A 21,551-nucleotide genomic window follows, 5' to 3' on the forward strand; every position below is an offset into this window, starting at 1 on the left:
TTCTCCTCACTATTATTCAACTAAAATCCACTCACCCGATTGGGTGAGTTGATAAACTCCTTGATTCTTCGGGTCGATAACTATCAAGTGCACCCATTGGTTAAAAAATAAGGTTTTTAAGATGGAGTGTTTTTCAATCACTTGAGAAACCATCTCTTTAGGGGCATAAACAAGGGTCAATAAACGCTGTGGCTCATGATAGGGTTCCATATCAGAACTCATGACCGATTGCAGAGGAAGACCATGCATGAGATCACTTCCATTCCCCTGCATCACGCCAATGGTTCCAACCACATTGTGGGTAATTTTGCTTCCACTTCCAAAGGCAACATTATCTAAAGTAGAAAATAAATATTGGGTATTTATCCATTCAGCCACCACCATGGGCGCTGTCAGAATGGTCTCGAGAAATGTGCCTTCACTGTCTTGCTCATACCGATAAGAATGCAAAAAACAGCGACCATCAAGAGAGATATTTTTTGTTAGGTGCCGAGGAGCAACAATAAAGGCAGCATTGCGTGCCAAGCCCCATTCAGGTCGTGTTTCAGACCAGTCCATGCTTCTTCTTGTGATGTCTTTATGAGAAGAGCAACTCTGCAATTGTACTCTCCGCTCTTGGTTGGTTATAAGCCTTGCTTCCTTTAAATCGTTTTGCAGTTGGCTTATAAGCTCAGGGTAGATAGGTTTGGCTACATCTTGTGTGTAAAGTTCGACTGAATCCGTAGTTGTATTATGTTGTGCTCCGTAAAATACCGTATCCAAGGGGATGTGCATGCCACAGTCTTCCAGGCCTCGTCGAACTTCAGGTTTATTAAGAATGGACGCCAATAATCGCGCATTTATACCTCCATGATTCCCACCGCAGGCGCCGCAATCCAGAGCTGAAGCATAAGGATTGTTTTCGGTAGTACTTCCATGACCACAGAGAATAATGAGTTTTGCAAAACCTGAAGTCAGCCCCATAAGGCGCAATACCGTTTCAGCATAACTAATCTGCTCGTGTAATGATAAACCTTGCTCCGCATCCGTTTCACTTAATTCATAAGCTACTTTGGTCGGAATCGCAGGTTTCAGCCAACCCGTGATGGCTGATACTGAATGATGACTTAATTCCGGTGATAACGATTTTAAAATCATATTCAAACCACACCAAAGCCCTAAAGACTCCACTAAGGCAAAAGGGGTCGACACATTGTTCTTGAGTTGCGTATAAAGGCTTTTACAACGATTAATGAATGCCTTTCCTCGCTGATAACGTTCAAAATCGTCATTATTTGCAGCAGCCGACATTTCTTTAATCGCATATTTTGGTTTTAACAAGACCGGACAACACTCTTTATTTTTATTGGTATCAAATTCATCGATACGCACAGGAAGTCCAAAAAATCCGGCAAAACCAAAGGTTTCATAAGATCCTAAAGACTCTATAGCACGGCGAAATGGCTCGGAACGCACATCAATACAAAAAACCAACTGAGCATTTCTGCGCGGAAGATGATCTTCTCCTTTCTTTACCTCTGGCAAAAGCAGACTTAATAACTTTTGCCGATAGGAATCCTCATTACTTTTTAATTTCGTCAGCACTTTTTTAACCAAAGAGCCATCGTCGATGCTTTTTTTTTCCTTCGCCGCATCAGGCCAAAGGATGCAAGTTAACACCAAGCGCACTGCCAGAAAATCTGTGAGAGTGACTTGCGTTTCTTCTGGTTTCTTTGAATTCTGCCAATCCGTCTTCCATTTAACAAACCCTGCCCAGCCCGGTAAATAGCGAAGTGTTTGGGAAAGAAAGGCTTCTTCTTGACCTTGAGGGACATGAAGTATTTGCAGACACATTTTAAGTGCCTCTTCTGCCGATTCAGGTAATTGTTGCAGAAATTCTTTTGCTTGTTTTTTATTGTGGTGTAATTGCTTATCAAAATAAGCTAATTTTAAGAATCCAAAATAAAAACCTTTCTCACGATTGGGCATATAAATGCTGCCTTGTCCTGCATCAAAAAAGCCGCCGCACCATTTAATCATTTGCAGATTAACCTCTTCGAGTTGCAGGTTACGCTCGGCTCTTTGGCGCCTAAAAGCACCTTGAGCTAATGCCTCTTCAAACGATTGTGCTTCAAACCCTTGTAATGGATTGCAAGCGATAAAAGTTTCAAGCGGCCAGACTGGCGCGATACATTTGGCGGCATTGTGCACCAAAGCCTGTAGTTCAAGGTCTTTATTTTTTGCCGGATAATAGACCATTTCTGATTTTTTAATTGCGTTATTATCTCTATCTTGTTTCGATAATATTTTTGCAGTAGTCATAAATACCCCTTCATACGTTTAGTAGTTGTAATCGTTTCGTAAAGCAGTAACCGTTGTTTTGGAAGGCTGGCTTGAATTAAATAAGGTCATGTAAAGCCAAAAGCCTAGTTTTGATTGGCCGATTCTTTGATGTATTCCAAGATTAAATACTGCCCATAAGGCACCAAATAAAATCATTACGGTCCAATGGATTAACGATAATTGGGGTGCCTGTAGTATCGATATATTCGGAATCAACCACTGAATCAGTTGAATGCTTGCGCCATACATCAAACCAGAAAACAACGCGAGTACTAGCCCTGATACCAAACTAAAAGCGCTTTGGTGACTACGAACCCAAGTGAGCATGAGTTGCGATCCACCTATGAAGGCAAAGAACAAGACAAAGGCACTGGCCTCATACAAGGAAATCATCTTATTAGTGGCAAAAGCAAAGGAAGTCATCGCGACCATGCCACCAACAAGAGAGATGATGAGCATCATTGGGGTGGTTTGCGAAGCATTAACCATTGATTTTTTTTGTTTCACCGCAGAGCCTGAACTTAAAAAGAGATAGGCTTTGAATAATCCATGCCAACAAAGATGAGCGATGGCCGCAGCAAATAAACCCACACCACATTGCATCATCATAAAACCCATTTGCGCCATAGTAGAGCAAGCTAACATTTTTTTTATATCATGCTGCATCAACTTCCAAACAGTACCCAGTAAGGCGGATATAGAACCGACTAGAAACAGTACAGTGAGCAAACCTGGATAAAGCATCATCAGTGGTGCAAATTTAACGAGGAGAATTCCTCCACCGTTAACAAGACCTGCGTGCATTAAAGCAGAGACTGGGGTTGGGGAGTTCAACGAACTGATAAGCCAACGATGAAAAGGGACTATACCAGACTGAGTTAATGCTGCAACCAAGATAAGACCCATAGATAAAGTAAGTAATGACCCGTGGACCGGGTGGGATAGCTTTGTCAACACCTCAATAGAGTTCATTGAGTAACCTAAACTTAAAAGAATAAAGGCTACTAATAAGCAGGCACTTCCCGATGCAAACGTATAAAAGGCCAACAGCCCGGAGTTTTTGGAGGCTATCCATTCTTTCTTATGCACCATCAAGAGTACTAGGAATACATTTGAGAACGACCAAGCCCCCCAAAATAAAAATAAATTATCAGCAAGAACCATGAGTAACGCGGCTAATGTCAGTAGCGACAAAAGTAGAAAAAACCGTCTGTAGAGTCTATCTCCCTGCATGTACCTTAGTGAAAATCGATGCACAACAAAACTGACCAGTAACACTAAACTGCATAATAAAAGGCTCAGGGTATTAAGACTGATTAATAAGTACACTGTAGGATTTTGTGCTAAAGATAAATAAGAAAGTAGCCCTACCCCCATCAAAAACCCAATTCCGATACAATATCCCGCACAGCGCGCTGCTATAATTGGTCTGGATATTAAAAAGCAGTTAAAGACAAGCGCTATAATCGGGCAGGCTAACATCATAAATAAAAAAATCAGGACTATTGTATTCACATCATTCCCCATTAGAAATTGTTTTGCTACAATGGAAATATATTAGATATGCTGATATAAGTGAAATTAAAAATAATTATGTTTTCTATTAGGAATTCTAATGTCACTAGATACAGTAACCTTACAATGCTTTTTAGCGGTGGCGGAAACTCAAAGCTTCACTAAAGCAGCCGCGCGAGTGGGCCGAACTCAATCAGCAATAAGTCAGCAAATTGCTAAACTTGAAAATTTGATTGAAAAACAGTTAATTACTCGTGGACGAGAATTGTCCTTAACCCCAGATGGGGAGCTTTTTTTAGGTTATGCTAAACGAATTTATGAGCTGCATCGAGAATCCCTTGACCGTTTTAAAACGCCAGAGCTTCAAGGCGAACTTCGTTTTGGTTTGCCAGAAGACTTTGCCTCCATGATGCTTTCCGAGGTCTTGGTTGAGTTTTCAAGACTTCACCCCCGAATCATGCTCAATGTAGAGTGTGATTTAACCCTGAATTTAATTGAGCGATTTCATCAAGACGAATTTGATTTAATCCTGATAAAAACCACTGAAAAAAAGCAAATAACTGAAGGAGTTAATGTATGGAATGAACCCGTGGAATGGGTGGGGAAAAAAGAATTGCTCCCCATTCTTAATGAAAAATCCACCATTCCACTGATTCTTTCCCCTACTCCTTGCGTTTATCGCGGCAACGTTATCGAGTCTCTCAATAAACATCACTTAAAATGGCGATTGGCATTTAGTAGCCCAAGTTACGCGGGTAAAATGGCTGCAGTTCGAGCAGGCTTGGGAATTACAGCCATACAACGCAGTATGATTCCTAATTATCTGGATAAACTGGATGATTATTTCCTCCCCTCTTTAAAAGACATCCATGTGTCGTTAATTAAAAAGGAGGTGGCGAATAAAGCAATTGACTCTCTGGAGTTTTTTATCATGGATAAATTAAAACATTAAGTAAAGGATTCGAGGACTCTGATGAAACAAGAAATGAATTCGATTGTTGAGGTATTAGATAAAGCCACCATTGCATCAATAGTCATGATAAGCGTAATTGTGAGTCTACTTACCTTAAGTATTCCTATTGCAGCTCAAACATTAGTTAATCTGATTGCCTTTGGTAAATTACTTCAACCGGTGGTAACTCTAAGTATCATGGTCCTTGTATTAATGATTGCGCTTGGAGCTTTAAATATATGGCAAAGTATTATCATCGAAGTCATTCAACAGAAATTAATGGTTAAAATAAGTCTTAGCCTAACTCGACAATTTACTCATTTATCATTAGATAATTTTTCTTCACATCATGGGCCAGAGCTTGTTAATCGTTTTTTCGAAGTGGTCACTGTAAACAAGGCTTTAGCAAGTCTTTTACTTTATGGAGTGAATTTAAGTTTGCAACTGTTTTTTGGCTTAATCTTGCTTCTTTTTTATCATCCACTCTTTCTCGTATTTGATGGATTCATTATATTAAGTATTATTTTGATTGTATTTTTACCTTATCGTAAAGGACTAGCAAGCGCTGAAAAAGAATGCACTGAAAAGCATCAAATAGGCGCGTGGCTAGAGGAATTGCTTACCAATCGTTTTTTATTTCGCTTTAATCGTTATCATCACTATGCGACCCAACAAACGGATAAGCGATTAATTTCATTTTTAAAAGCACGCAATATGCATTTTAAACAACTCATTAAACATCAGATTGGTTTTTATCTCCTCTCGGCAATCGCCAGTAGTCTCTTACTCGGTTTGGGAGGCTATCTCGTGATTAATAACCAATTGAGTTTAGGTCAGCTGGTTGCAGCAGAGATTGTGCTTGGCGCGTTAATCTACGCTTTTAAACGCTTTAGTGTTCTTTTGGAGAATTATTACGACTTAGTTGCCTCAGAGCACAAAATTGACATGGTATTAAATCTCCCAACTGAATCCATCAACACAGAGTTAAGTGAACTGATTCTTCCCATAAAAAACATCACGCTAGTGACTCAAAATCAAGAAAAAGCATCGAGCACCCCAGAAACTCCTTTGGTTATTTGCGTGAATGAAACACAAAAACAAGATTCATGTACCGATTTTATTTTGGGTTTTAAAAACAGTACTGACCTCACAGTATATATCAATGAGACCCTGTGTAATGAAGAATACAGGCGTTCTCTTCGTGACCACACCCTGTTACTTAGAGATATAGAATGGTTTTCTGGCAGCATTTATGACAATCTACGCCTCAATCAACCCGCCTTTTCCATACAGCAATTAAAAGAGCTGTTCAAATCTTTCGGGCTGATGGATAAAATCATGAGCCAACCTAATGGTCTAAAAAGCATGATTTATGATTGGGAGCAAGTGTTCACTGAGCTCGAGCTCATACAACTCATGGTGATTCGTGCGATACTTGCAAAACCGCAGCTTATTATAATTGATCGCATCTTTGATAGACTGTCCACAAAAGACATTGAGTTACTGCTTCTCCATTTAGCAACGCTCAATAAGACGCTTTTAATTACAATCACTCAATACCCAAATCTTATTCCACTATCTAACCGCTTGGTGCTCTCATGAAGCTACACGCCTATCAGATGATTGGCAAATTACCCAATCCACGCAAAATTGCTAAGATTATTTTTTTAGTACTCCTGATTTTAATTGTATTTTTGAGCTTTACCCCTTGGCAACAATTTGCCCTTGGAAGTGGCAAAGTCATTGCTTTTTCACCCACTGAGCGACTGCATACCGTTAATTCACCTATTTATGGCAGAATTAAAAAATGGTACGTTGACGAAGGCGTCCGGGTTAAAGCGGGCGACCCGATTGTAGAGATTACCGACAATGACCCAGAGTTACTCAAACGATTGGAGCTGGAACAAAAGGCCATTTTGCTTCGCATCGAAGCCGCACAGCAATCATTAATTGCAGGAAAAGCCAATGTGGAACGCCAAAAGAACTTATACCAACAAGGCATCAACTCAAAACGTCAATACGAATTAGCTCAAATTGAATACGCCAAATACCAAAACGAACTAGCCCAAGCCAATATTGATAAAATCAGTATCGATGTTCGCATTGCCAGACAGCAAACCCAACTGATCAAAGCCCATGTTCCAGGAGTGATTTTTAAACGCCTAACGGGACAACAAAGCGTAGTAGTTAAAGAAGGAGAAATATTAGCGGAGATTATACCTGTAACCGAATCAAGAGCTGTAGCGCTTTGGATTGATGGCAATGACATTCCATTCGTTCATTTGAATCAAAAAGCACGCCTTCAATTTGAAGGATGGCCTGCAATTCAATTTAGGGGTTGGCCACAAATCGCTGTAGGTACCTTTGGTGGGAAAGTAGCCTTTATCGATCCTACAGATAATGGCATGGGGTTATTTCGCGCCGTGATTGTCCCTGATGAACCCTGGCCGGATCCGACATTTTTAAGGCAAGGAGTACGCGTACATGGCTGGGTGCAATTAGGAGAGGTACCCTTGTGGTATGAGCTATGGCGTCAGTTTAACGGCTTTCCTCCTGAAAGCTTGGCACAAAAGGCGAGCTCATGAAAAGCGTGTTACGAGGGCTATTCATTATACCTATCGGAGTAAGCGCCCTATTGGGGTATTCAGCATCCTATGCCTCTCCAAAAACACCAGAATTAAGTTTAATGCAGGTACTGCAAAGTATCGACTCTCATTATCCTCAGGTAAAAATCGCACGTCTTGAAGTAGCAAAAGCCAGTGGTGCGTTGATTAATGCAAAAGGACAATTTGACCCTGCATTGGAGGCTAGTACTCGCTCGCAACCTGCAGGGGGTTATATTAATAATTATGGCGATACACAACTAACCATCCCCACGCTCTATAATGGCGTGAAGCTTTTTGCAGGCTATCGCAATGGGGAAGGCAACTGGCCAATTTACTATCAAAACTATTTAACAAACTCCGGTGGGGAATATAGAGCCGGATTATCTCTTCCCTTACTCCGCGACCGATTAATTGATAAAGAGCGAACCGGATTACTGTCCTCTGCTCAATTGATGCTCATGAAAAAGCAAGATACTGAAGCGGTTAAATTAAAAATTTACCAAGAAGCGATTAAAGCCTATTGGCAATGGGTTGAAGCTGGCCTTCAATTAAACACATTTAAACAATTCCTGCACTTAGCGCAAAAACGTCAACACGCTATTGAACAACAGGCGAATCAAGGGGATTTGGCAAAGCTTGCCATCAGTGAAAATTTACAACAAATCATTCAACGAGAACAACTACTCAATCAAGGTGAAATGATATTTGAACAAGCAGGTGTTAATTTATCTCTTTATTTTCGAGACTCCAAAGGTAAACCGCTAATTCCTGATGCACGGTCTTTACCGGTCTTGACCAGTACCTCAAAGACCATCGCAGGAACCCAGGCATCACTCAGTGAACATCCAGCGATTAAAAAGCTTAACCATTATGTCAATATGATGAAGCTCAAACGAAATCAGGCACGTAACGAGCTACTACCTCAATTAGATGCTACCGCCTACACCTTTAAACAAAATGGAACAGGAGGCTACCCATTACTGATTCCACAAGCGGCAATGGTTGGTGTATCGTTTAAATTTCCATTGTTGCAAAGACAAGCTAAAGGAAACCTCATTCAAGCAGAAAGCGAGTTACGCCAAGTTCGAGTTGAAAAGAGATTTTTGTACGAACAACTCAACAATGAATTTTCCAATATGCTAATTGGCATAAAGAGAAGTAGGCGACAAGTCAGCCTATTAAAAAAAGAATTAAGTTTGGCGCAAAAGGTGCAACAAGGGGAATCAAAAAAGTTTCATCAAGGAGACAGTACTTTATTTTTAGTCAATCAACGCGAACAAATGACCACCCAAGTACAACTTAACACCTTGCATGCTCAAGTCCAATTGGAGGAATTAAAGGCTAGGGCTCGCTTTTTCGCTTCAACGCACAGAATAAATCACTATACAAAACAAAGTAAATAAGGATGACATGAGTACCGCACTAGTTTGGTTTAGACAGGATTTACGATTGGCTGATAATCCTGCATTTTTTGAAGCCTGCACAAACAACGAAACAGTGATTCCAATCTATATTTTAGATGAAAAAAGCAGTGTCCTTGGTGAAGCACAAGCCTGGTGGCTTCATCACAGCCTTAAAACGTTAAATAATGCTCTGGTCACTCAGCATGGAATAAATCTTATTCTACGCAAGGGAACCCCATTAGAGATCATTTCAGACCTGGTCAACACTGTAGGTATTAACAGTATATATTGGAATCGATGCTATGAACCAAAGAGTATTGAGCGTGATAAAAAAATCAAAGCAACATTTCAAGAACATGGGATTGATGTCTTTAGTTTTAATGGAAGCTTATTGAATGAGCCCTGGACCATAAGTAATAAAACCGGTGATTTTTTTAAAGTCTTTACTCCTTATTGGAAAACCTGTCGACAAGCACTTACTCCTCAACCAGAACAATTAATTTCCCATAATCATACTATTGGTTCCGTTGATGTAAGGAGTGATGAAATTGACGAGTGGAGACTTCTACCACGCCTCGATTGGGCATCACAATTTCCTGATTTTTGGACACCGGGAGAACAAGGGGCTCAACGACGGCTGCACGAATTCATTACGCACCATCTTAATGGTTATAAAATAAATAGGGATATTCCCGAAAAGCAAGCCACGTCACATCTATCCCCGCATTTACACTTTGGCGAAATCAGTCCATGGACTATTTTAAGAGCCGTTGAATACGCCAAGCTCAACCCACACTGTGATTTAGCAGGAGCGGAACACTTTTTATCAGAACTTGGCTGGCGCGAATTTTCATATTATTTACTCTACCATGTACCCTCCTTGCCCTATGATAACTTTAAAAAAGAGTTTGATGCCTTTCCTTGGCATAATGATGAGTCATTATTAAAATGCTGGCAGAAAGGAATGACGGGCTACCCAATCGTCGATGCAGGCATGAGGGAGCTATGGGCCACCGGATACATGCACAATAGAGTAAGAATGATAGTCGCCTCCTTTCTCACCAAAGGCTTATTCATTGATTGGCGATTGGGGGCTGATTGGTTTTTAGATACTTTAGTTGATGCTGATTTAGCAAATAATAGTGCCAGTTGGCAATGGGTAGCAGGTTGTGGGGCTGATGCGGCACCTTATTTTCGTATTTTTAATCCAGTGCTTCAAAGCCAAAAATTTGACCCCAATGGTGTTTATATACGCCGTTGGATCCCTGAGCTCCTTGCATTAAATAATGATATAATTCATGCGCCATGGGAATCCTCTAATGCAGCAGGAATTTATAGTAGAATCAATTATCCCAAACCCATCATTAATCACAGCGAATCACGTTCTAAGGCCCTGGAATATTACAGTCAATTAAAGAAAAGTAATACCCCATGAGTCCTTATACTTTGATTTTTGGCTTTAGTTTCCCTGACAAGACGTGCGCCCCCAAACGGATAGCTCAGGGAATTAGGGTGATTGAAACCTCTTGCACTCCTGGTGTGCAAGAACAAAATGATTTAGACATCAATTTTATTGATTTCGCTTCCACTCGAACCCCAATTTGGAGGAATGATTATGCGCTTACATAAGTTAATGAAATTAGTATTCTGGATTGTGCTTTTTGAAAGCATAGGTTTTTTACTGGGTTTACTCACTCAGGCGAATATTTATCCCTGGTACGAACATCTTAACAAATCGTCCTTAACTCCTCCCGGGTTTGTTTTTTCGGTCGTTTGGACCTTATTATATGTGCTTCTTGCACTCATTGCCTGGATTTTAACAAACCAAAATCAAGAGTCTTCTAAAAAAATTACAGTTCTCTTCGCATTACAAATGCTGATGAATTGGGTCTGGACGCCACTTTTTTTTGGGCTACACTGGTTTATGCTAAGCGCTCTTTGGCTTGTTAGCTTAACGTGTTTGAATTTGATCTTAATCATCGAGGCTAAAAAAACGCACAAAACCATTGCCTGGTTATTAACTCCTTACCTACTTTGGCTGGTCTTTGCTTCATATCTCAACGTGGTCATTGCATTAATGAATTAATGAACTAAATCATAAATGCTCTCATTACAGGAGCATTTAAATTTATTGGTACTGTATTAATCAATCACCTCAAATGAGTATGTCTAATGATAGTGACCTGACGATTTTCCTCGAAATAGATGATAGGCATAAAGCGTATAAGCTATAAGTATAGGAAGCATAATGACTACACCAACCAGAATAAAAATCAGCGTTGAATCAGGGGCTGCAGCTTCCCAAATAGTCACCTGATGCGGAATTAAATAAGGATAAACGCTAATCCCTATTCCTATATAAGCACACAAAAATAAAACGATACTGTAAATGAATGGCTTGTATTCACTTGCTGCATTTAAGCTGTTCCAAATTTGATAAACAGCAACTGCCGCAAGCAAAGGTAGCGGACTTAATAAAAACACGTTAGGGAAACTATACCAACGATGAAAAATTTCATCACTATGTAACGGGGTCCAAATGCTCACAAAAATCAAAAATAAACTGACTAATACTAACAACCCTCGTGCGTGATGAATCATTGTACGTTGAAGCCTTCCAGAGCTTTTGATAATCATCCAAGTCGCCCCTAAAAGTGCATATCCACAGACCAAAGCAATCCCTGTAGAAAGACTAAAAGGAGTTAACCAATCGGGATTATTAATGGTCATTGACGATTCATCGATAGAAAAACCCTGCACAAACGCTCCTAGAATAACACCTTGAAAGAATGTTGCAGCAACCGAGCTGATTGAAAAGGACCAATTCCAGATGGGTTTTGATTTCTTTGCCTTGAAGCGAAACTCAAAGCTTACACCGCGAAATATTAACGCAATCAACATCAGCATGATGGGCATATAAAGAATGGGCAATAGAACTCCATACACTTTAGGGAATGCGCCATAAAGCATCGCACCACCAAAAACGAGCCAGGTTTCATTGCCATCCCAAACTGGCGCTATGGAATTCATCATGGTATCACGTTCCTTTTCATTGGAAGTAAAAGGAAAGAGAATGCCAATGCCTAAATCAAAACCATCCAGAATAACATACATTAAAATAATAAACCCAAGAAGTACCGCAAAAATAAAGGGCAACATTATTTTTTCTCCTTAGGATTGTCAGTCATGTACTGGAATGCATGATGCTCGATTTCATCTTCTGTTAATGTCTCTGGTCCATGAGCAATGAGCTTGAGTAAATAATAGAGATAAAACCCAAAAACAACCCCATAAGCGAGAATAAGCAAAGTAAAGGAAATCAACACCTCTTCATAGCCTACCGAAGATACCGCATCCTTTGTTTTCAAAAGATTATAGACCACCCAAGGTTGTCGGCCAATTTCAGCAGTTAACCATCCCGCAATACTGGCAATAAATCCTAATGGCGCCATCGCAAGGCACCAACGATGAAACCAGCGATGTTTAAAAAGAGTGCCTTTTAAATACAGAGAAACCCCTACTATGGCCGTAAATAACATCAAAAGTCCAATACCTACCATAATGCGGAATGAAAAAAATACGGGGAGCATGCGCGGTTGATCAACAGGGTTAACTGAACTCAAGCCGATAAGTTCACCATCCCATTCATGAGTATTAATCAGGCTTGCAAGTTTTGGCACTGCAATTTCATAAAAGTTTTTTTGCTTTTCTTGCGATGGAATAGCAAATAATACAAGGGGCGCCCCTTTTTGGGTCTGCCAAACTCCTTCCATTGCCGCCGTTTTTAAAGGTTGATAGTGATGCACATTGACACCCACTACATCACCAACACCTATTTGCAAGGGAACTAAAATCAACGCTGCCCATAAACTAAACGATAAGCATTTTTGGGCAATCGCGTAAAACTTCTCTCTTAACAAATAATATCCAGAAACAGCCATGATGACAAAACAAGTCGTCACATAAGAGGCTAATAGCATGTGAATAAAACGCGGAATGAAACTCGGATTAAATACGACGGCCCACCAGCTATCAACAATATATTTTCCATCAATCAACTGATAACCACTCGGAGTTTGCATCCAAGAATTAGCTGACATGATCCAAAATGCGGAGATGGTGGTACCTATAGTTACCAAAAGAGTGGCAATAAAATGAAGCGTCGGTGGAACTCTTTTCCAACCAAAGAGCATCACGCCTAAAAAACCGGCTTCGAGAAAAAAAGCGGTCAAGGTTTCGTAAGCAAATAAAGCTCCCAGGACGTTGCCAAACTGAGTGATGAAGGGTCCAAAATTAGTGCCAATTTGATAGGCTAAAACAATTCCAGACACTACCCCCATTCCAAAAGTCAAAGCGAAAATTTTAGTCCAAAGCTTGCATATCTCGAGATAAATTGGATTTTTTGTTTTCAACCAGGTTGCTTCCATAATCACAAGAAATACCGCAAGACCAAGATTTAAAGTGGGAAACAAAATATGAAAACCAATACTAAAACCAAATTGAACGCGAGACAGAATTTCTACAAGCATAAAGGGCCTCAATCGTATGAATGAATCAATATAATTGTAGCATAGTTAGTTTTAAGGATGTCTTTGAACAGGCTGAAAATCACATGTTATTTTTATATGACCGAAGACAAAATAACATTTTATGCATTAATAATCGCTGCTCAGGTTTATTTTCATTTAAGTTGCAGACATGACTTTATAATTGCCCTGCATCTAATGAGGTCAACACTTCAGTTGCTTTAACGAAAATAGCCTTTTTCTTTTCCTGGTCCATTTTATCCCAATTGAGATAAGCATAATGAAGACGCGGATTATTTTTAAGTAACTCTTGGTGTTGACCTATAAAATTCCAGTAAAGGGAATTAAATGGACATGCTTGTTCACCCAACAGTTCTCCGGGATTATAAGTACATGATTTACAAAAATTGCTCATTTTTTGAATGTATTTCCCACTTGCAGCATAGGGCTTACTTGCCATAACGCCACCATCAGCATACAGCGCCATCCCTAATGTATTTGGCAATTCGACCCATTCGTAGGCATCGGCATAGACAGCCAAATACCACTCACATACTTCTTTAGGATTAATGCCTGCCAAGAGCGCAAAATTACCGGTAATCATCAAACGCTGAATATGATGGGAGTAAGCTTCAACTTGCGTCTGTCGAACGACTTCTTTCATACAAAACATCTGCGTTTCTTTTCCCCAAAATAGTGAAGGCAAAGGTCTGGAAGCATTTAAATAGTTTCTGTCTCTGTATGCAGGCATCAAAAGCCAATAGATACCACGCACATACTCTCGCCATCCTAAAATTTGACGAATAAATCCTTCGACAGCATTCAAAGGTGCCAGTTTCTGCTCAAAAGCGTCCTCAGCCATCCGGCATAACTCTAAAGGCAATAAAAGCCCTGCATTCAGATAAAAAGATAATTTGGAGTGATATAAATTAACCTCATTGGAGCGCATGGCGTCTTGGTAATCACCAAAATACACTAAACAATGCTCTATAAAATAGCTGGCTTCACAAAGAGCCTGCTCCCGAGTCACCGCAAAATTAAACGGCTGCAATTGGCCAAAATGATTGAAAAACTCTTTTTCTACCAAGCTTAAAACTTCTGAAGTCAGTTCATCTACGGGATGTACAAAACGATTAGGAAATGTTTCAATGTGATTGGCATTTTTTCGATTTTGTTCATCATAGTTCCAAGCCCCGCCTACAGGCTTCCCTCGGTTATCCATGAGAAGATGATGCTTTTGACGCATCATTCGGTAAAAGAACTCCATGCGTAATTGCTTTTTATCTTGTGCCCAATAGTTAAACTCGTCTATAGAACATAAAAATCGAGTATCTTCATGAATGATGAGGGGGATCGACACGTGTTTTTTTAATGTTTCCATTTTTTGCAGAACACGCCACTCGCCGGGGTGAGTTACATGTACCTCCGAAATTTTTTCTTCATCTAGTACCCGACACAGTTCCTCCTCAAAGCAACCAGTATTACAGGCCTCATCGTATTTAGTGTAGCGTACTCGATAGCCAAGCTCTTTTAATCGTTTTGCAAAATGACGCATCGCTGAAAATAAAAAAGCAATTTTTTTAGGATGATGTGCCACATAAGTGGCCTCTTCCATCACTTCGCAAAGAAAAACCAGATCACCATGTTTGTCGATTGCAGAGAGTGAGGAAATTGACTCACTCAGCTGGTCGCCCAAAAGAAAACACAATTTCGTCATCACACGTCCTAAAAGAAAAAATTTAAATTTTAAGCTTAGGGCGTATACAGCTTAGGCCTCCATCCACTGCAAGCACCTGTCCGGTTATCCAACTGTTCTCTGGGTTAAGAAAAAACACGATGGCCTGTGCTACATCAGATGGCTCACCAATTCGCCCCAAAGCATGCATTGCAGTAGATGCTTTAGCAACCAATTCATTCTTGAGTAATGAATCAGTCAAAGACGATTTAACCATCCCAGGCGCAACTACATTGATTCGTAAATTAAACGATGCATAGCTCGCGGCTGCTGATTGCGCTAAGCCAATAACACCCGCTTTGGCCGCGGCAATAGCCTCATGATTAGCCAGTCCGGTTAAGGCTGCTGCCGAGGCAATAAGCACCACCGTGCCGCCTTTCGTCATTCTCTTTCCGGCAGCACGCACAACCGCAAATGACGTGGTCAACGAGGCATTGATTGTCCTTTGAAACTCCTCAAAATTTGTCGCGTGAGCACTCTTAAGTAATAAAGAGCCCGCGCAATTAACCACTCCATCAAGGGGGCCTGCTTGCTCAAATACTCTATCAACTGCATCAAAGTCAGATGCATCCAGTATAAAATCCGGAATGATTTTGTCCTTGCTTTGCGCAGTAGTCAGAACCTCTGCTCCCTGCTTTTTTAAAAGTTCAACCACTGACTGACCAATGGCGCTACTTGCTGCAATAATTAAATATCGTGCCAAAATTCATATACCTTAAATAGTAAAAAAGTCTACTATGAAGGAGTATAATCTTAACTTCAAGTAATAAAACCGAAATTGACTCCAGGTAATATCCTCGCCACTTTATTGACTTTGAAACAGCCACCCTACCCATTTCTTTTAATTAGACATCGTATCATTATCAAGGCATTGCACGTCACATCTCACATACAGATAATTCCAGGTCAAAAATGTATATAAACGACGTCGATCAGTTACTGCTAATTGAGTATACTGTCTCGCGCTGCAGTCTCCATTCCTGCTTTCACGTTTTCCAAAAACATGAAATCAACTATTGTGACTGTCTCACTCTAATTAGAATTGCCCAAACATCTTGTTCAAGCGGCGAATTCAATCTGGTGAAATCTTGAGGTTAACCACTGTTCCGGAAAGATCACCAAATATAAATTTGAAATAAAAGGAGATATTTCTGTCATGGCTTTAAAAAAAATTGCAACAGGTATTATTGCATTAACGAGTAGTATTGCAATTGCAGGTACTATGGGTCCAATTGAAGAACCTTTTAAGGGAAGTGCTTATATTAAAGTAGGAAGCGGTGGAAGTTTTTCTAACACCTCTCATCTTGAAATCGATCCACTTTATTGGGATGAGTCGCCGCAAGGATATAATTCTACATTAGGTGATAGCGCACTTTTTTCATTAGCCTTTGGATATAATTTTTCACCGTTAGTTAGTGTCGATGTTGATTATACTTATAGACCTTCTTTTACCTATTCTAAATTTCAAACATCATCCGCAGCAGGCACAATCAATTTTAATGGTACGAAAACACGTTATTTTGACTTACAGACTAATACCTTCTTAGCGAACATGTACCTTCACGGTCAAGGAGTATCTCCCAGTTTTGTAATGCATGCGGGGAATAATGTAACCCTTCAACCCTTTATTGGTGCTGGGCTTGGCGTCAGTTATAATAAAATTAGTCGTTTTTATTCCATTCGAGCAATTGATGATCAAGCTGTTGCCACAGCATTTGAAAAAACTAATGCATCCTTTGCCTGGCAAGCCTCTGCTGGAATAGAAGTTGCCCTGCCACACAACTTTGATTTAGCTGTAGGCTATCGCTACTTTGATGGCGGTGATTATAAAAGTGATAACAATACTTTTGATGCTCCCCCAGCTTTTGCAACACCCTGGAAAGGCTCAATTACTGCTAATGAAGTATTTGTTACATTAGCATATAAAATGTATGCCTGATAAGTGCTTGGATTAGTTGCATTTACGGCTCTGTTCGTGCCTTGTCACCCTTTACTCTTCGGGTGGGTATTTGGATTGAATTCAGATTTAGTGGATTTGATCCGAAAAAAAGCTGGACTAGCCACATCTTTTCCCATAGTTAGGCTCATTTTTCACTTCACGAACAGAGAGCTACAATAGGGTGGACTACGGAGCGAGAGCGGCGAGTCCACCAGTTTTGATGACCAATAATTCAGAGACTGTGGATCACAGGGATTGATCTGTACTTGCAAAATAGGCCAATTAGTGATTCAAAGATACGGACGACTCAATTTTTATTATGTACTGAAATTAACCGCTTCGAGGCTCACCTGCCTCAGTATAATTGTTCCAGCAAGGAAAATACTAGGGCCGTTTAAGTACTGTACTTTAACCAAATAGGCAATACTCTGTTCAGATAGACCATGAATTTCCACAACCCCACTTGTAACTCTTCATTACCCGCGGGATCGGTTTTCAATTCTGGGTAGGCAATGCCAAAACCGAATAGTCCTGGGCCTATGATACCGACATGGGGGTTATAATCAGCGTGTTCGTAATCACCGATGATCAGTGTGTTGCGACGTTGAAATCCCACCGCGTAAATGACTTTGTCGCATTCAGGAAGATAGCGGGTTATATGATCTTCGTGGGTATTGTAGCGAAGCAAATTGGCTGGCAAGCGGCCATCAATATGTTCTCGTGCCCAGGCAGCGGTTTGACCTTTTAGGCCAGTATTGTCAAACAAAATCCAGTCCCCCATATTGATTGCATAGCGACAGGGGGAGCGGTAAAAGTTAATGACTTTTTTAACTCCCAATTCGACCAGATGCCGCACAATGATGATGGCCGAATGAGAAGAGCCGAATACGGCGTAGGTGCCGTTGTTGTTGATGATGTGTGACAATCGCTCCTTGTCTATGGCTGTTTCAAAGGGAATGACGTCAACACCAGGATAACTCAGAGTGGACGGAACAGAGCCAGTGGCCAAAATCACGTTTTGCGCTTTAAAGCTGTGCGTGTCAGTAGACAAATTCCAGACTCGCTCGACCAGATCCATGCGGTTAACTCGGCCTTCCACACTGACGACTTGTTGACGAAGCTTATCGGAAATCCATTGCAAAGGTTGCACCACTTCATTCAATAGGCAAGTCTCGTCCAAAGGTAGATGATTGATTGGAAATTGATTTGGCGCTTCGTGATAAGAAAAAGAATTAGTGCTGCGCAAAAAGTTGGTAAAAAGTGCAACTGTTGTGTTACTGGACACGTTCTTCCAAAGACCACCCAAATCACCGACGTGAAAATGAGGATCAATCCATAACAGGTTCTCAGGAGCAATACCATTATCCAGCAATTTGCCTACTGCAGCTATACCGGCTGGGCCTGCACCTACAACGGCCCATTGCATCTGTTTTTTAGCTTGCATGTAATCTATCCAACACGAACTGAGTTATAGCCAATTATGAGCTATAGATAGGAATTATGAAAGTTAAGGCTTCTATTTTAATAGGTTACACCAATTAATTTGATTCTTAGATTTTTAATATAAATTTGAGATGTTGCTGAAGTTATTCCCGTATTACGACTTCGTCTAATACGGGCACTTGTGATTCAAATGACTTGTTTTGGATTATGATGCTCTCAAACATGCATCAATGGCTTATTTATCTATCAAGTACCAATTCGTGATTGCCTTGGCAATTGTGCCACCTAGTAAAGCTATAAGAATGAAGGGATCAATTGCAATAGTGTTATGATTGATTAAGCCTACAACCAATTGATAGACAAGCCCAATCAAGAGAGCAGCAATCATAACCCAACAAGCATTTCGTTCAGCATAAGCTTCATGAATACGTTCCCTTTCATCTTTTGGCATTCTCCGTGCCATATCTAACGCATCAGCAATCATTATGGCCAGTAAAATCACTATCGCAATGAGTTGCGACTGGGTAGAAAACCCTAGCCATCGCGTTATTAAGGCACAAAGTAATAAGGTACTCACCCATGCGATCACATAAAGCCAACCTTGCCAGGTATTTGGGGTATACCCCCAACCTGTGTACTTACGACGTCTAAACCATTTTGGATTAGCTAACATTACAACTCCTCAAATTTAAATAAAAATAACTCATTAATGGTCGTTTGCAGCGCATGTGCTACAGAAAATGCCAATTTTAAGGATGGGTTGTATTTACCCTTTTCTAAATAATTAATCGTTTCACGACTAACGCCAACTCGTTGCGCCAATGATTCCTGGGTTAAATTAAGCTTCGCTCTATATTCTTTGATTTTGGTTTCAAAATGAATGTTCATAATGTGATGTATTTATAACTTTATGTGAGAAATATATCACATATTATGACTATTGCAAATAAATAACCCCTTCTACAGGGTCGCCCATTTGGCCCGTAGGTAATGCATCTGATTCATTCAAATAAAAATATCAAAAACGAATTGGGCATCGTGGCCTTACCCAAAATATTCATCAATAGATTAAATCAGGAGATTTACCTGGAAGCCCGCATCGATTACAAGTCATTTTGGTGTATGACTGAGATGGGGCTTGTTGGATCAGAATGACCCAATTTTGCTATCCTGTGGATTTCGAATTACTTCCAATTTTGCCCTTCTTTGTTTTTATTTCTAAAATCCTTTTAAGTGTCATTGCAGAAGGAAGCAGTACAGTCATAAAGAAAACCATAGTTGAGACTGATAAAATGTGTTCCAAGACCCTGTTGTTGCTGGCAATTGAATTAAAAATCCAATGATAGAGCCAAGGAAACAAAAAACTCATCGGTAATATTAATAAAAAGACGATGAAGCCATTTATAATCTTTTCTTTAAACATTTAATTTTTTCTCCAGCCAATCAGTCGAAAATTGCGAATGCAAATGCCAATTTTGGCTGGCTGCATGCCTGTCTTGAGAAAAAATTAAAGTATCTGTATTAGTACAGTGAGCGTTTACACAATCAATTTCAGTAATTTTTACCAAATTGTCCTTAGCGCCATTTATTAATAGTAAAGGTGCATTCGATAAAGCAGGTAAAAGTCCTTGATTAATCAATGACAAATCGGAACAGAGGCTTAAAAATCTCTGTTCATTTGGTTCAATTCTGCAAGAATACGCTAAGGCATCACGGGTTAAATGAGGTAACTGTTTAAGGTGTTCGGCATCAAAAGTGGCATGCACGGGTCCTCCGATATTAATTGATCCTGCTAACCAAGGTAATTGAATGGCCAACTTAGTTGCCCAATAGCCTCCAAATGATAAACCATAACAGGCAATTTTATTGTAATTCATATTAGGTCTTTTCCTAATCTCATGGAGTACAGCAAAGAACCAATTTTCGGCAGAACTTGATATAGGTATAGAGCAATCACCTGTTCCAGGGGAATCGATGGCTAACACTGCAATACCTTTTTCTAAAAGCAATCTACCAATTTGATGGATTTGAATATCACTTTTCCAAATATCGATGCCCCCCCAAATGATTGCCAGGGGTAATGGCGAATCATTATTAACTTTGGGTAGATGTAAATAGGTGTCGATCGTTTGACCTTTAAATTCCACGGCGATTTTCTCCATGGGATAGAGTGAAAAGGAACACGATTTTAAATAACACTCTTTATGTCGTTCATAAGCACTTTTCATTTCATCATTAAAATAATGTGGAAAACGCGCTAAAAAATACCAAAAAGAGGCCTCTAACCAATCTTCTTCACAATCTCCTGCCATTTTAGCAAACTCATCTGCATGGCTACGAATTGACCTTGACCACTCCTCTGAACCAGGTTTTCCTTTTGCGGATGCCTGATTTATAACATGCATTAACTGGTGCCTTGGAATACCTAAATTAATAAACCCTTCTAAACGAACAGCTAACTCAAAGGGAATGTTATTTTTATCTGGATTAGCGCCCGAATGAAAATTTGTTTTGCTCATATTTAAACTCCAGTCTATAATGTCAACCTAGGGTGACAATATAGACTGGAGGCATGAACAATGTCAACCATAGATGACAATAATATTCTATTAACGAACTTAAAAGGTCTACTCCAAGAAAAACTGTGGGAACTTGAAGAAAAACTTGCGCTGGAGAGAGCAAAATCGCCCTATAAGCATCTAACTGAAGCTCAATCCCGTGTATTAGCTACCCTTCGAGGCGAAAATCTATCCATATCGGAATTAGGCCGCCGTTTGGGGATAAGTAGACAAGCTGCTCATAAAATTATCAGCCAATTGGTTAAGGAGCAAATCCTGGAGTTAAAACCCATGCCGAAAAATGAGCGTGATAAATTGATATTTTTTACCGAACAAGGTGTTTTACTTAAAGAAACGGCTAAAAGCGCCTTACGAAAAATAGATGATGAGGTAAGAGAACGATTAGGAGAAAAAGATTTTTTATTTTTGAAGAATATTCTCAGTAAAAAATGGTAGTTTTACCTATTGAGACATTCATTGATTACAAAAAACTTTCATTTTGTATGTAACTAATTGCGAGAATGGGAGATTTTTGGGCGTTGCAGAAGAGAT

The 21,551-nt window shown here is 40.0% G+C and carries 19 protein-coding genes; 9 read left to right on the plus strand and 10 right to left on the minus strand.

Translation table 11 applies throughout. The annotated features are described in order from the left end of the window. Window positions 1–12 precede the first annotated feature (12 nt). Both IZU94_RS10400 and IZU94_RS10405 read right to left on the minus strand, forming a co-directional pair. Window positions 13–2,301 (minus strand): DUF2309 domain-containing protein, encoded by a 2,289-nt coding sequence (locus tag IZU94_RS10400; RefSeq protein WP_203110395.1) that lies wholly within the window; start codon window positions 2,299–2,301, stop codon window positions 13–15. 18 nt (window positions 2,302–2,319) lie between these two features. Further along, a complete protein-coding gene (locus IZU94_RS10405; RefSeq protein ID WP_369410918.1) occupies window positions 2,320–3,837 on the minus strand; it encodes a proton-conducting transporter transmembrane domain-containing protein in 1,518 nt (505 codons plus the stop codon). A 100-nt stretch (window positions 3,838–3,937) separates the two neighbouring features. Between IZU94_RS10405 and IZU94_RS10410 the strand changes: the two genes are divergently transcribed. The 6 genes from IZU94_RS10410 (at window position 3,938) to IZU94_RS10435 (ending at window position 10,884) form a co-directional block, all read left to right on the plus strand. Beyond that, a complete protein-coding gene (locus IZU94_RS10410) occupies window positions 3,938–4,789 on the plus strand; it encodes a LysR substrate-binding domain-containing protein (RefSeq protein WP_203110397.1) in 852 nt (283 codons plus the stop codon). 18 nt (window positions 4,790–4,807) lie between these two features. Further along, window positions 4,808–6,391, plus strand: coding sequence for an ABC transporter transmembrane domain-containing protein (locus tag IZU94_RS10415; protein WP_203110496.1), 1,584 nt, complete (start codon window positions 4,808–4,810; stop codon window positions 6,389–6,391). Beyond that, a complete protein-coding gene (locus IZU94_RS10420; protein WP_203110398.1) occupies window positions 6,388–7,374 on the plus strand; it encodes an HlyD family secretion protein in 987 nt (328 codons plus the stop codon). The genes IZU94_RS10415 and IZU94_RS10420 overlap by 4 nt, the downstream gene beginning before the upstream one ends. Continuing rightward, window positions 7,371–8,798, plus strand: coding sequence for a TolC family protein (locus tag IZU94_RS10425; RefSeq protein WP_203110399.1), 1,428 nt, complete (start codon window positions 7,371–7,373; stop codon window positions 8,796–8,798). The genes IZU94_RS10420 and IZU94_RS10425 overlap by 4 nt, the downstream gene beginning before the upstream one ends. 7 nt (window positions 8,799–8,805) lie before the next feature. After that, complete coding sequence (locus IZU94_RS10430; protein WP_203110400.1) at window positions 8,806–10,233, plus strand: cryptochrome/photolyase family protein; 1,428 nt, start codon at window positions 8,806–8,808, stop codon at window positions 10,231–10,233. Window positions 10,234–10,413: 180 nt separating this feature from the next. Beyond that, window positions 10,414–10,884: a TspO/MBR family protein gene (locus IZU94_RS10435; protein WP_203110401.1), complete on the plus strand. Its 471-nt coding sequence runs from the start codon at window positions 10,414–10,416 to the stop codon at window positions 10,882–10,884. 83 nt (window positions 10,885–10,967) lie between these two features. Here the strand turns inward: IZU94_RS10435 and cydB are convergent, their stop codons facing one another. The 4 genes from cydB to IZU94_RS10455 form a co-directional block, all read right to left on the minus strand. Next, window positions 10,968–11,957 carry a cytochrome d ubiquinol oxidase subunit II gene (gene cydB / locus IZU94_RS10440; protein ID WP_203110403.1) on the minus strand — a complete coding sequence of 330 codons (990 nt, stop codon included), beginning with the start codon at window positions 11,955–11,957 and terminating at the stop codon, window positions 10,968–10,970. After that, window positions 11,957–13,327 (minus strand): cytochrome ubiquinol oxidase subunit I, encoded by a 1,371-nt coding sequence (locus IZU94_RS10445; protein ID WP_203110405.1) that lies wholly within the window; start codon window positions 13,325–13,327, stop codon window positions 11,957–11,959. The genes cydB and IZU94_RS10445 overlap by 1 nt, the downstream gene beginning before the upstream one ends. A 175-nt stretch (window positions 13,328–13,502) precedes the next feature. Further along, the gene (locus tag IZU94_RS10450) at window positions 13,503–15,041 is read right to left on the minus strand and encodes a cryptochrome/photolyase family protein (RefSeq protein ID WP_203110407.1); all 1,539 of its coding nucleotides are present in this window, start codon (window positions 15,039–15,041) and stop codon (window positions 13,503–13,505) included. Window positions 15,042–15,063: 22 nt separating this feature from the next. Then, window positions 15,064–15,762 carry an SDR family NAD(P)-dependent oxidoreductase gene (locus IZU94_RS10455; protein ID WP_203110409.1) on the minus strand — a complete coding sequence of 233 codons (699 nt, stop codon included), beginning with the start codon at window positions 15,760–15,762 and terminating at the stop codon, window positions 15,064–15,066. Window positions 15,763–16,215: 453 nt separating this feature from the next. Between IZU94_RS10455 and IZU94_RS10460 the strand changes: the two genes are divergently transcribed. Beyond that, window positions 16,216–16,998 carry an outer membrane protein gene (locus IZU94_RS10460; RefSeq protein WP_203110411.1) on the plus strand — a complete coding sequence of 261 codons (783 nt, stop codon included), beginning with the start codon at window positions 16,216–16,218 and terminating at the stop codon, window positions 16,996–16,998. A 394-nt stretch (window positions 16,999–17,392) separates the two neighbouring features. Here IZU94_RS10460 and IZU94_RS10465 read toward each other — a convergent pair whose 3' ends face one another. The 3 genes from IZU94_RS10465 to IZU94_RS10475 form a co-directional block, all read right to left on the minus strand. Next, window positions 17,393–18,442, minus strand: a complete 1,050-nt coding sequence (locus IZU94_RS10465; protein ID WP_203110413.1) for an FAD-dependent oxidoreductase — start codon at window positions 18,440–18,442, stop codon at window positions 17,393–17,395. A 234-nt stretch (window positions 18,443–18,676) separates the two neighbouring features. Then, on the minus strand, window positions 18,677–19,114 hold the full coding sequence (locus IZU94_RS10470) for a hypothetical protein (protein ID WP_203110415.1): 438 nt from the start codon (window positions 19,112–19,114) through the stop codon (window positions 18,677–18,679). Further along, window positions 19,114–19,329, minus strand: a complete 216-nt coding sequence (locus IZU94_RS10475; protein ID WP_203110417.1) for a helix-turn-helix transcriptional regulator — start codon at window positions 19,327–19,329, stop codon at window positions 19,114–19,116. Before IZU94_RS10475 ends, IZU94_RS10470 begins: the two co-directional genes overlap by 1 nt. 263 nt (window positions 19,330–19,592) lie before the next feature. On the opposite strand from IZU94_RS10475, the gene IZU94_RS10480 reads away from it, so the two are divergent. Continuing rightward, a complete protein-coding gene (locus IZU94_RS10480; RefSeq protein ID WP_203110419.1) occupies window positions 19,593–19,784 on the plus strand; it encodes a hypothetical protein in 192 nt (63 codons plus the stop codon). A gap of 72 nt (window positions 19,785–19,856) precedes the next feature. Here IZU94_RS10480 and IZU94_RS10485 read toward each other — a convergent pair whose 3' ends face one another. Continuing rightward, a complete protein-coding gene (locus IZU94_RS10485) occupies window positions 19,857–20,960 on the minus strand; it encodes an alpha/beta hydrolase (RefSeq protein WP_203110421.1) in 1,104 nt (367 codons plus the stop codon). A gap of 60 nt (window positions 20,961–21,020) precedes the next feature. Between IZU94_RS10485 and IZU94_RS10490 the strand changes: the two genes are divergently transcribed. Next, entirely contained in the window at window positions 21,021–21,455 is a 435-nt protein-coding gene (locus tag IZU94_RS10490; RefSeq protein WP_203110423.1) for a MarR family winged helix-turn-helix transcriptional regulator, read from the plus strand. Window positions 21,456–21,551 lie beyond the last annotated feature (96 nt).

It is taken from the genome of Legionella bononiensis, assembly GCF_016786215.1.
In the GTDB taxonomy this organism is placed as follows: domain Bacteria; phylum Pseudomonadota; class Gammaproteobacteria; order Legionellales; family Legionellaceae; genus Legionella; species Legionella bononiensis.

Excerpts from the sequence above, each read along its gene's own strand:
- IZU94_RS10400 (WP_203110395.1), bottom strand. The coding sequence starts at position 2,301 with ATGACTACTGCAAAAATATTATCGAAACAAGATAGAGATAATAACGCA.
- IZU94_RS10410 (WP_203110397.1), top strand. The coding sequence starts at position 3,938 with ATGTCACTAGATACAGTAACCTTACAATGCTTTTTAGCGGTGGCGGAA.
- IZU94_RS10420 (WP_203110398.1), top strand. The coding sequence starts at position 6,388 with ATGAAGCTACACGCCTATCAGATGATTGGCAAATTACCCAATCCACGC.
- IZU94_RS10425 (WP_203110399.1), top strand. The coding sequence starts at position 7,371 with ATGAAAAGCGTGTTACGAGGGCTATTCATTATACCTATCGGAGTAAGC.
- IZU94_RS10430 (WP_203110400.1), top strand. The coding sequence starts at position 8,806 with ATGAGTACCGCACTAGTTTGGTTTAGACAGGATTTACGATTGGCTGAT.
- IZU94_RS10435 (WP_203110401.1), top strand. The coding sequence starts at position 10,414 with ATGCGCTTACATAAGTTAATGAAATTAGTATTCTGGATTGTGCTTTTT.
- cydB (WP_203110403.1), bottom strand. The coding sequence starts at position 11,957 with ATGTTGCCCTTTATTTTTGCGGTACTTCTTGGGTTTATTATTTTAATG.
- IZU94_RS10445 (WP_203110405.1), bottom strand. The coding sequence starts at position 13,327 with ATGCTTGTAGAAATTCTGTCTCGCGTTCAATTTGGTTTTAGTATTGGT.
- IZU94_RS10450 (WP_203110407.1), bottom strand. The coding sequence starts at position 15,041 with ATGACGAAATTGTGTTTTCTTTTGGGCGACCAGCTGAGTGAGTCAATT.
- IZU94_RS10460 (WP_203110411.1), top strand. The coding sequence starts at position 16,216 with ATGGCTTTAAAAAAAATTGCAACAGGTATTATTGCATTAACGAGTAGT.
- IZU94_RS10465 (WP_203110413.1), bottom strand. The coding sequence starts at position 18,442 with ATGCAAGCTAAAAAACAGATGCAATGGGCCGTTGTAGGTGCAGGCCCA.
- IZU94_RS10470 (WP_203110415.1), bottom strand. The coding sequence starts at position 19,114 with ATGTTAGCTAATCCAAAATGGTTTAGACGTCGTAAGTACACAGGTTGG.
- IZU94_RS10475 (WP_203110417.1), bottom strand. The coding sequence starts at position 19,329 with ATGAACATTCATTTTGAAACCAAAATCAAAGAATATAGAGCGAAGCTT.
- IZU94_RS10480 (WP_203110419.1), top strand. The coding sequence starts at position 19,593 with ATGACCCAATTTTGCTATCCTGTGGATTTCGAATTACTTCCAATTTTG.
- IZU94_RS10485 (WP_203110421.1), bottom strand. The coding sequence starts at position 20,960 with ATGAGCAAAACAAATTTTCATTCGGGCGCTAATCCAGATAAAAATAAC.
- IZU94_RS10490 (WP_203110423.1), top strand. The coding sequence starts at position 21,021 with ATGTCAACCATAGATGACAATAATATTCTATTAACGAACTTAAAAGGT.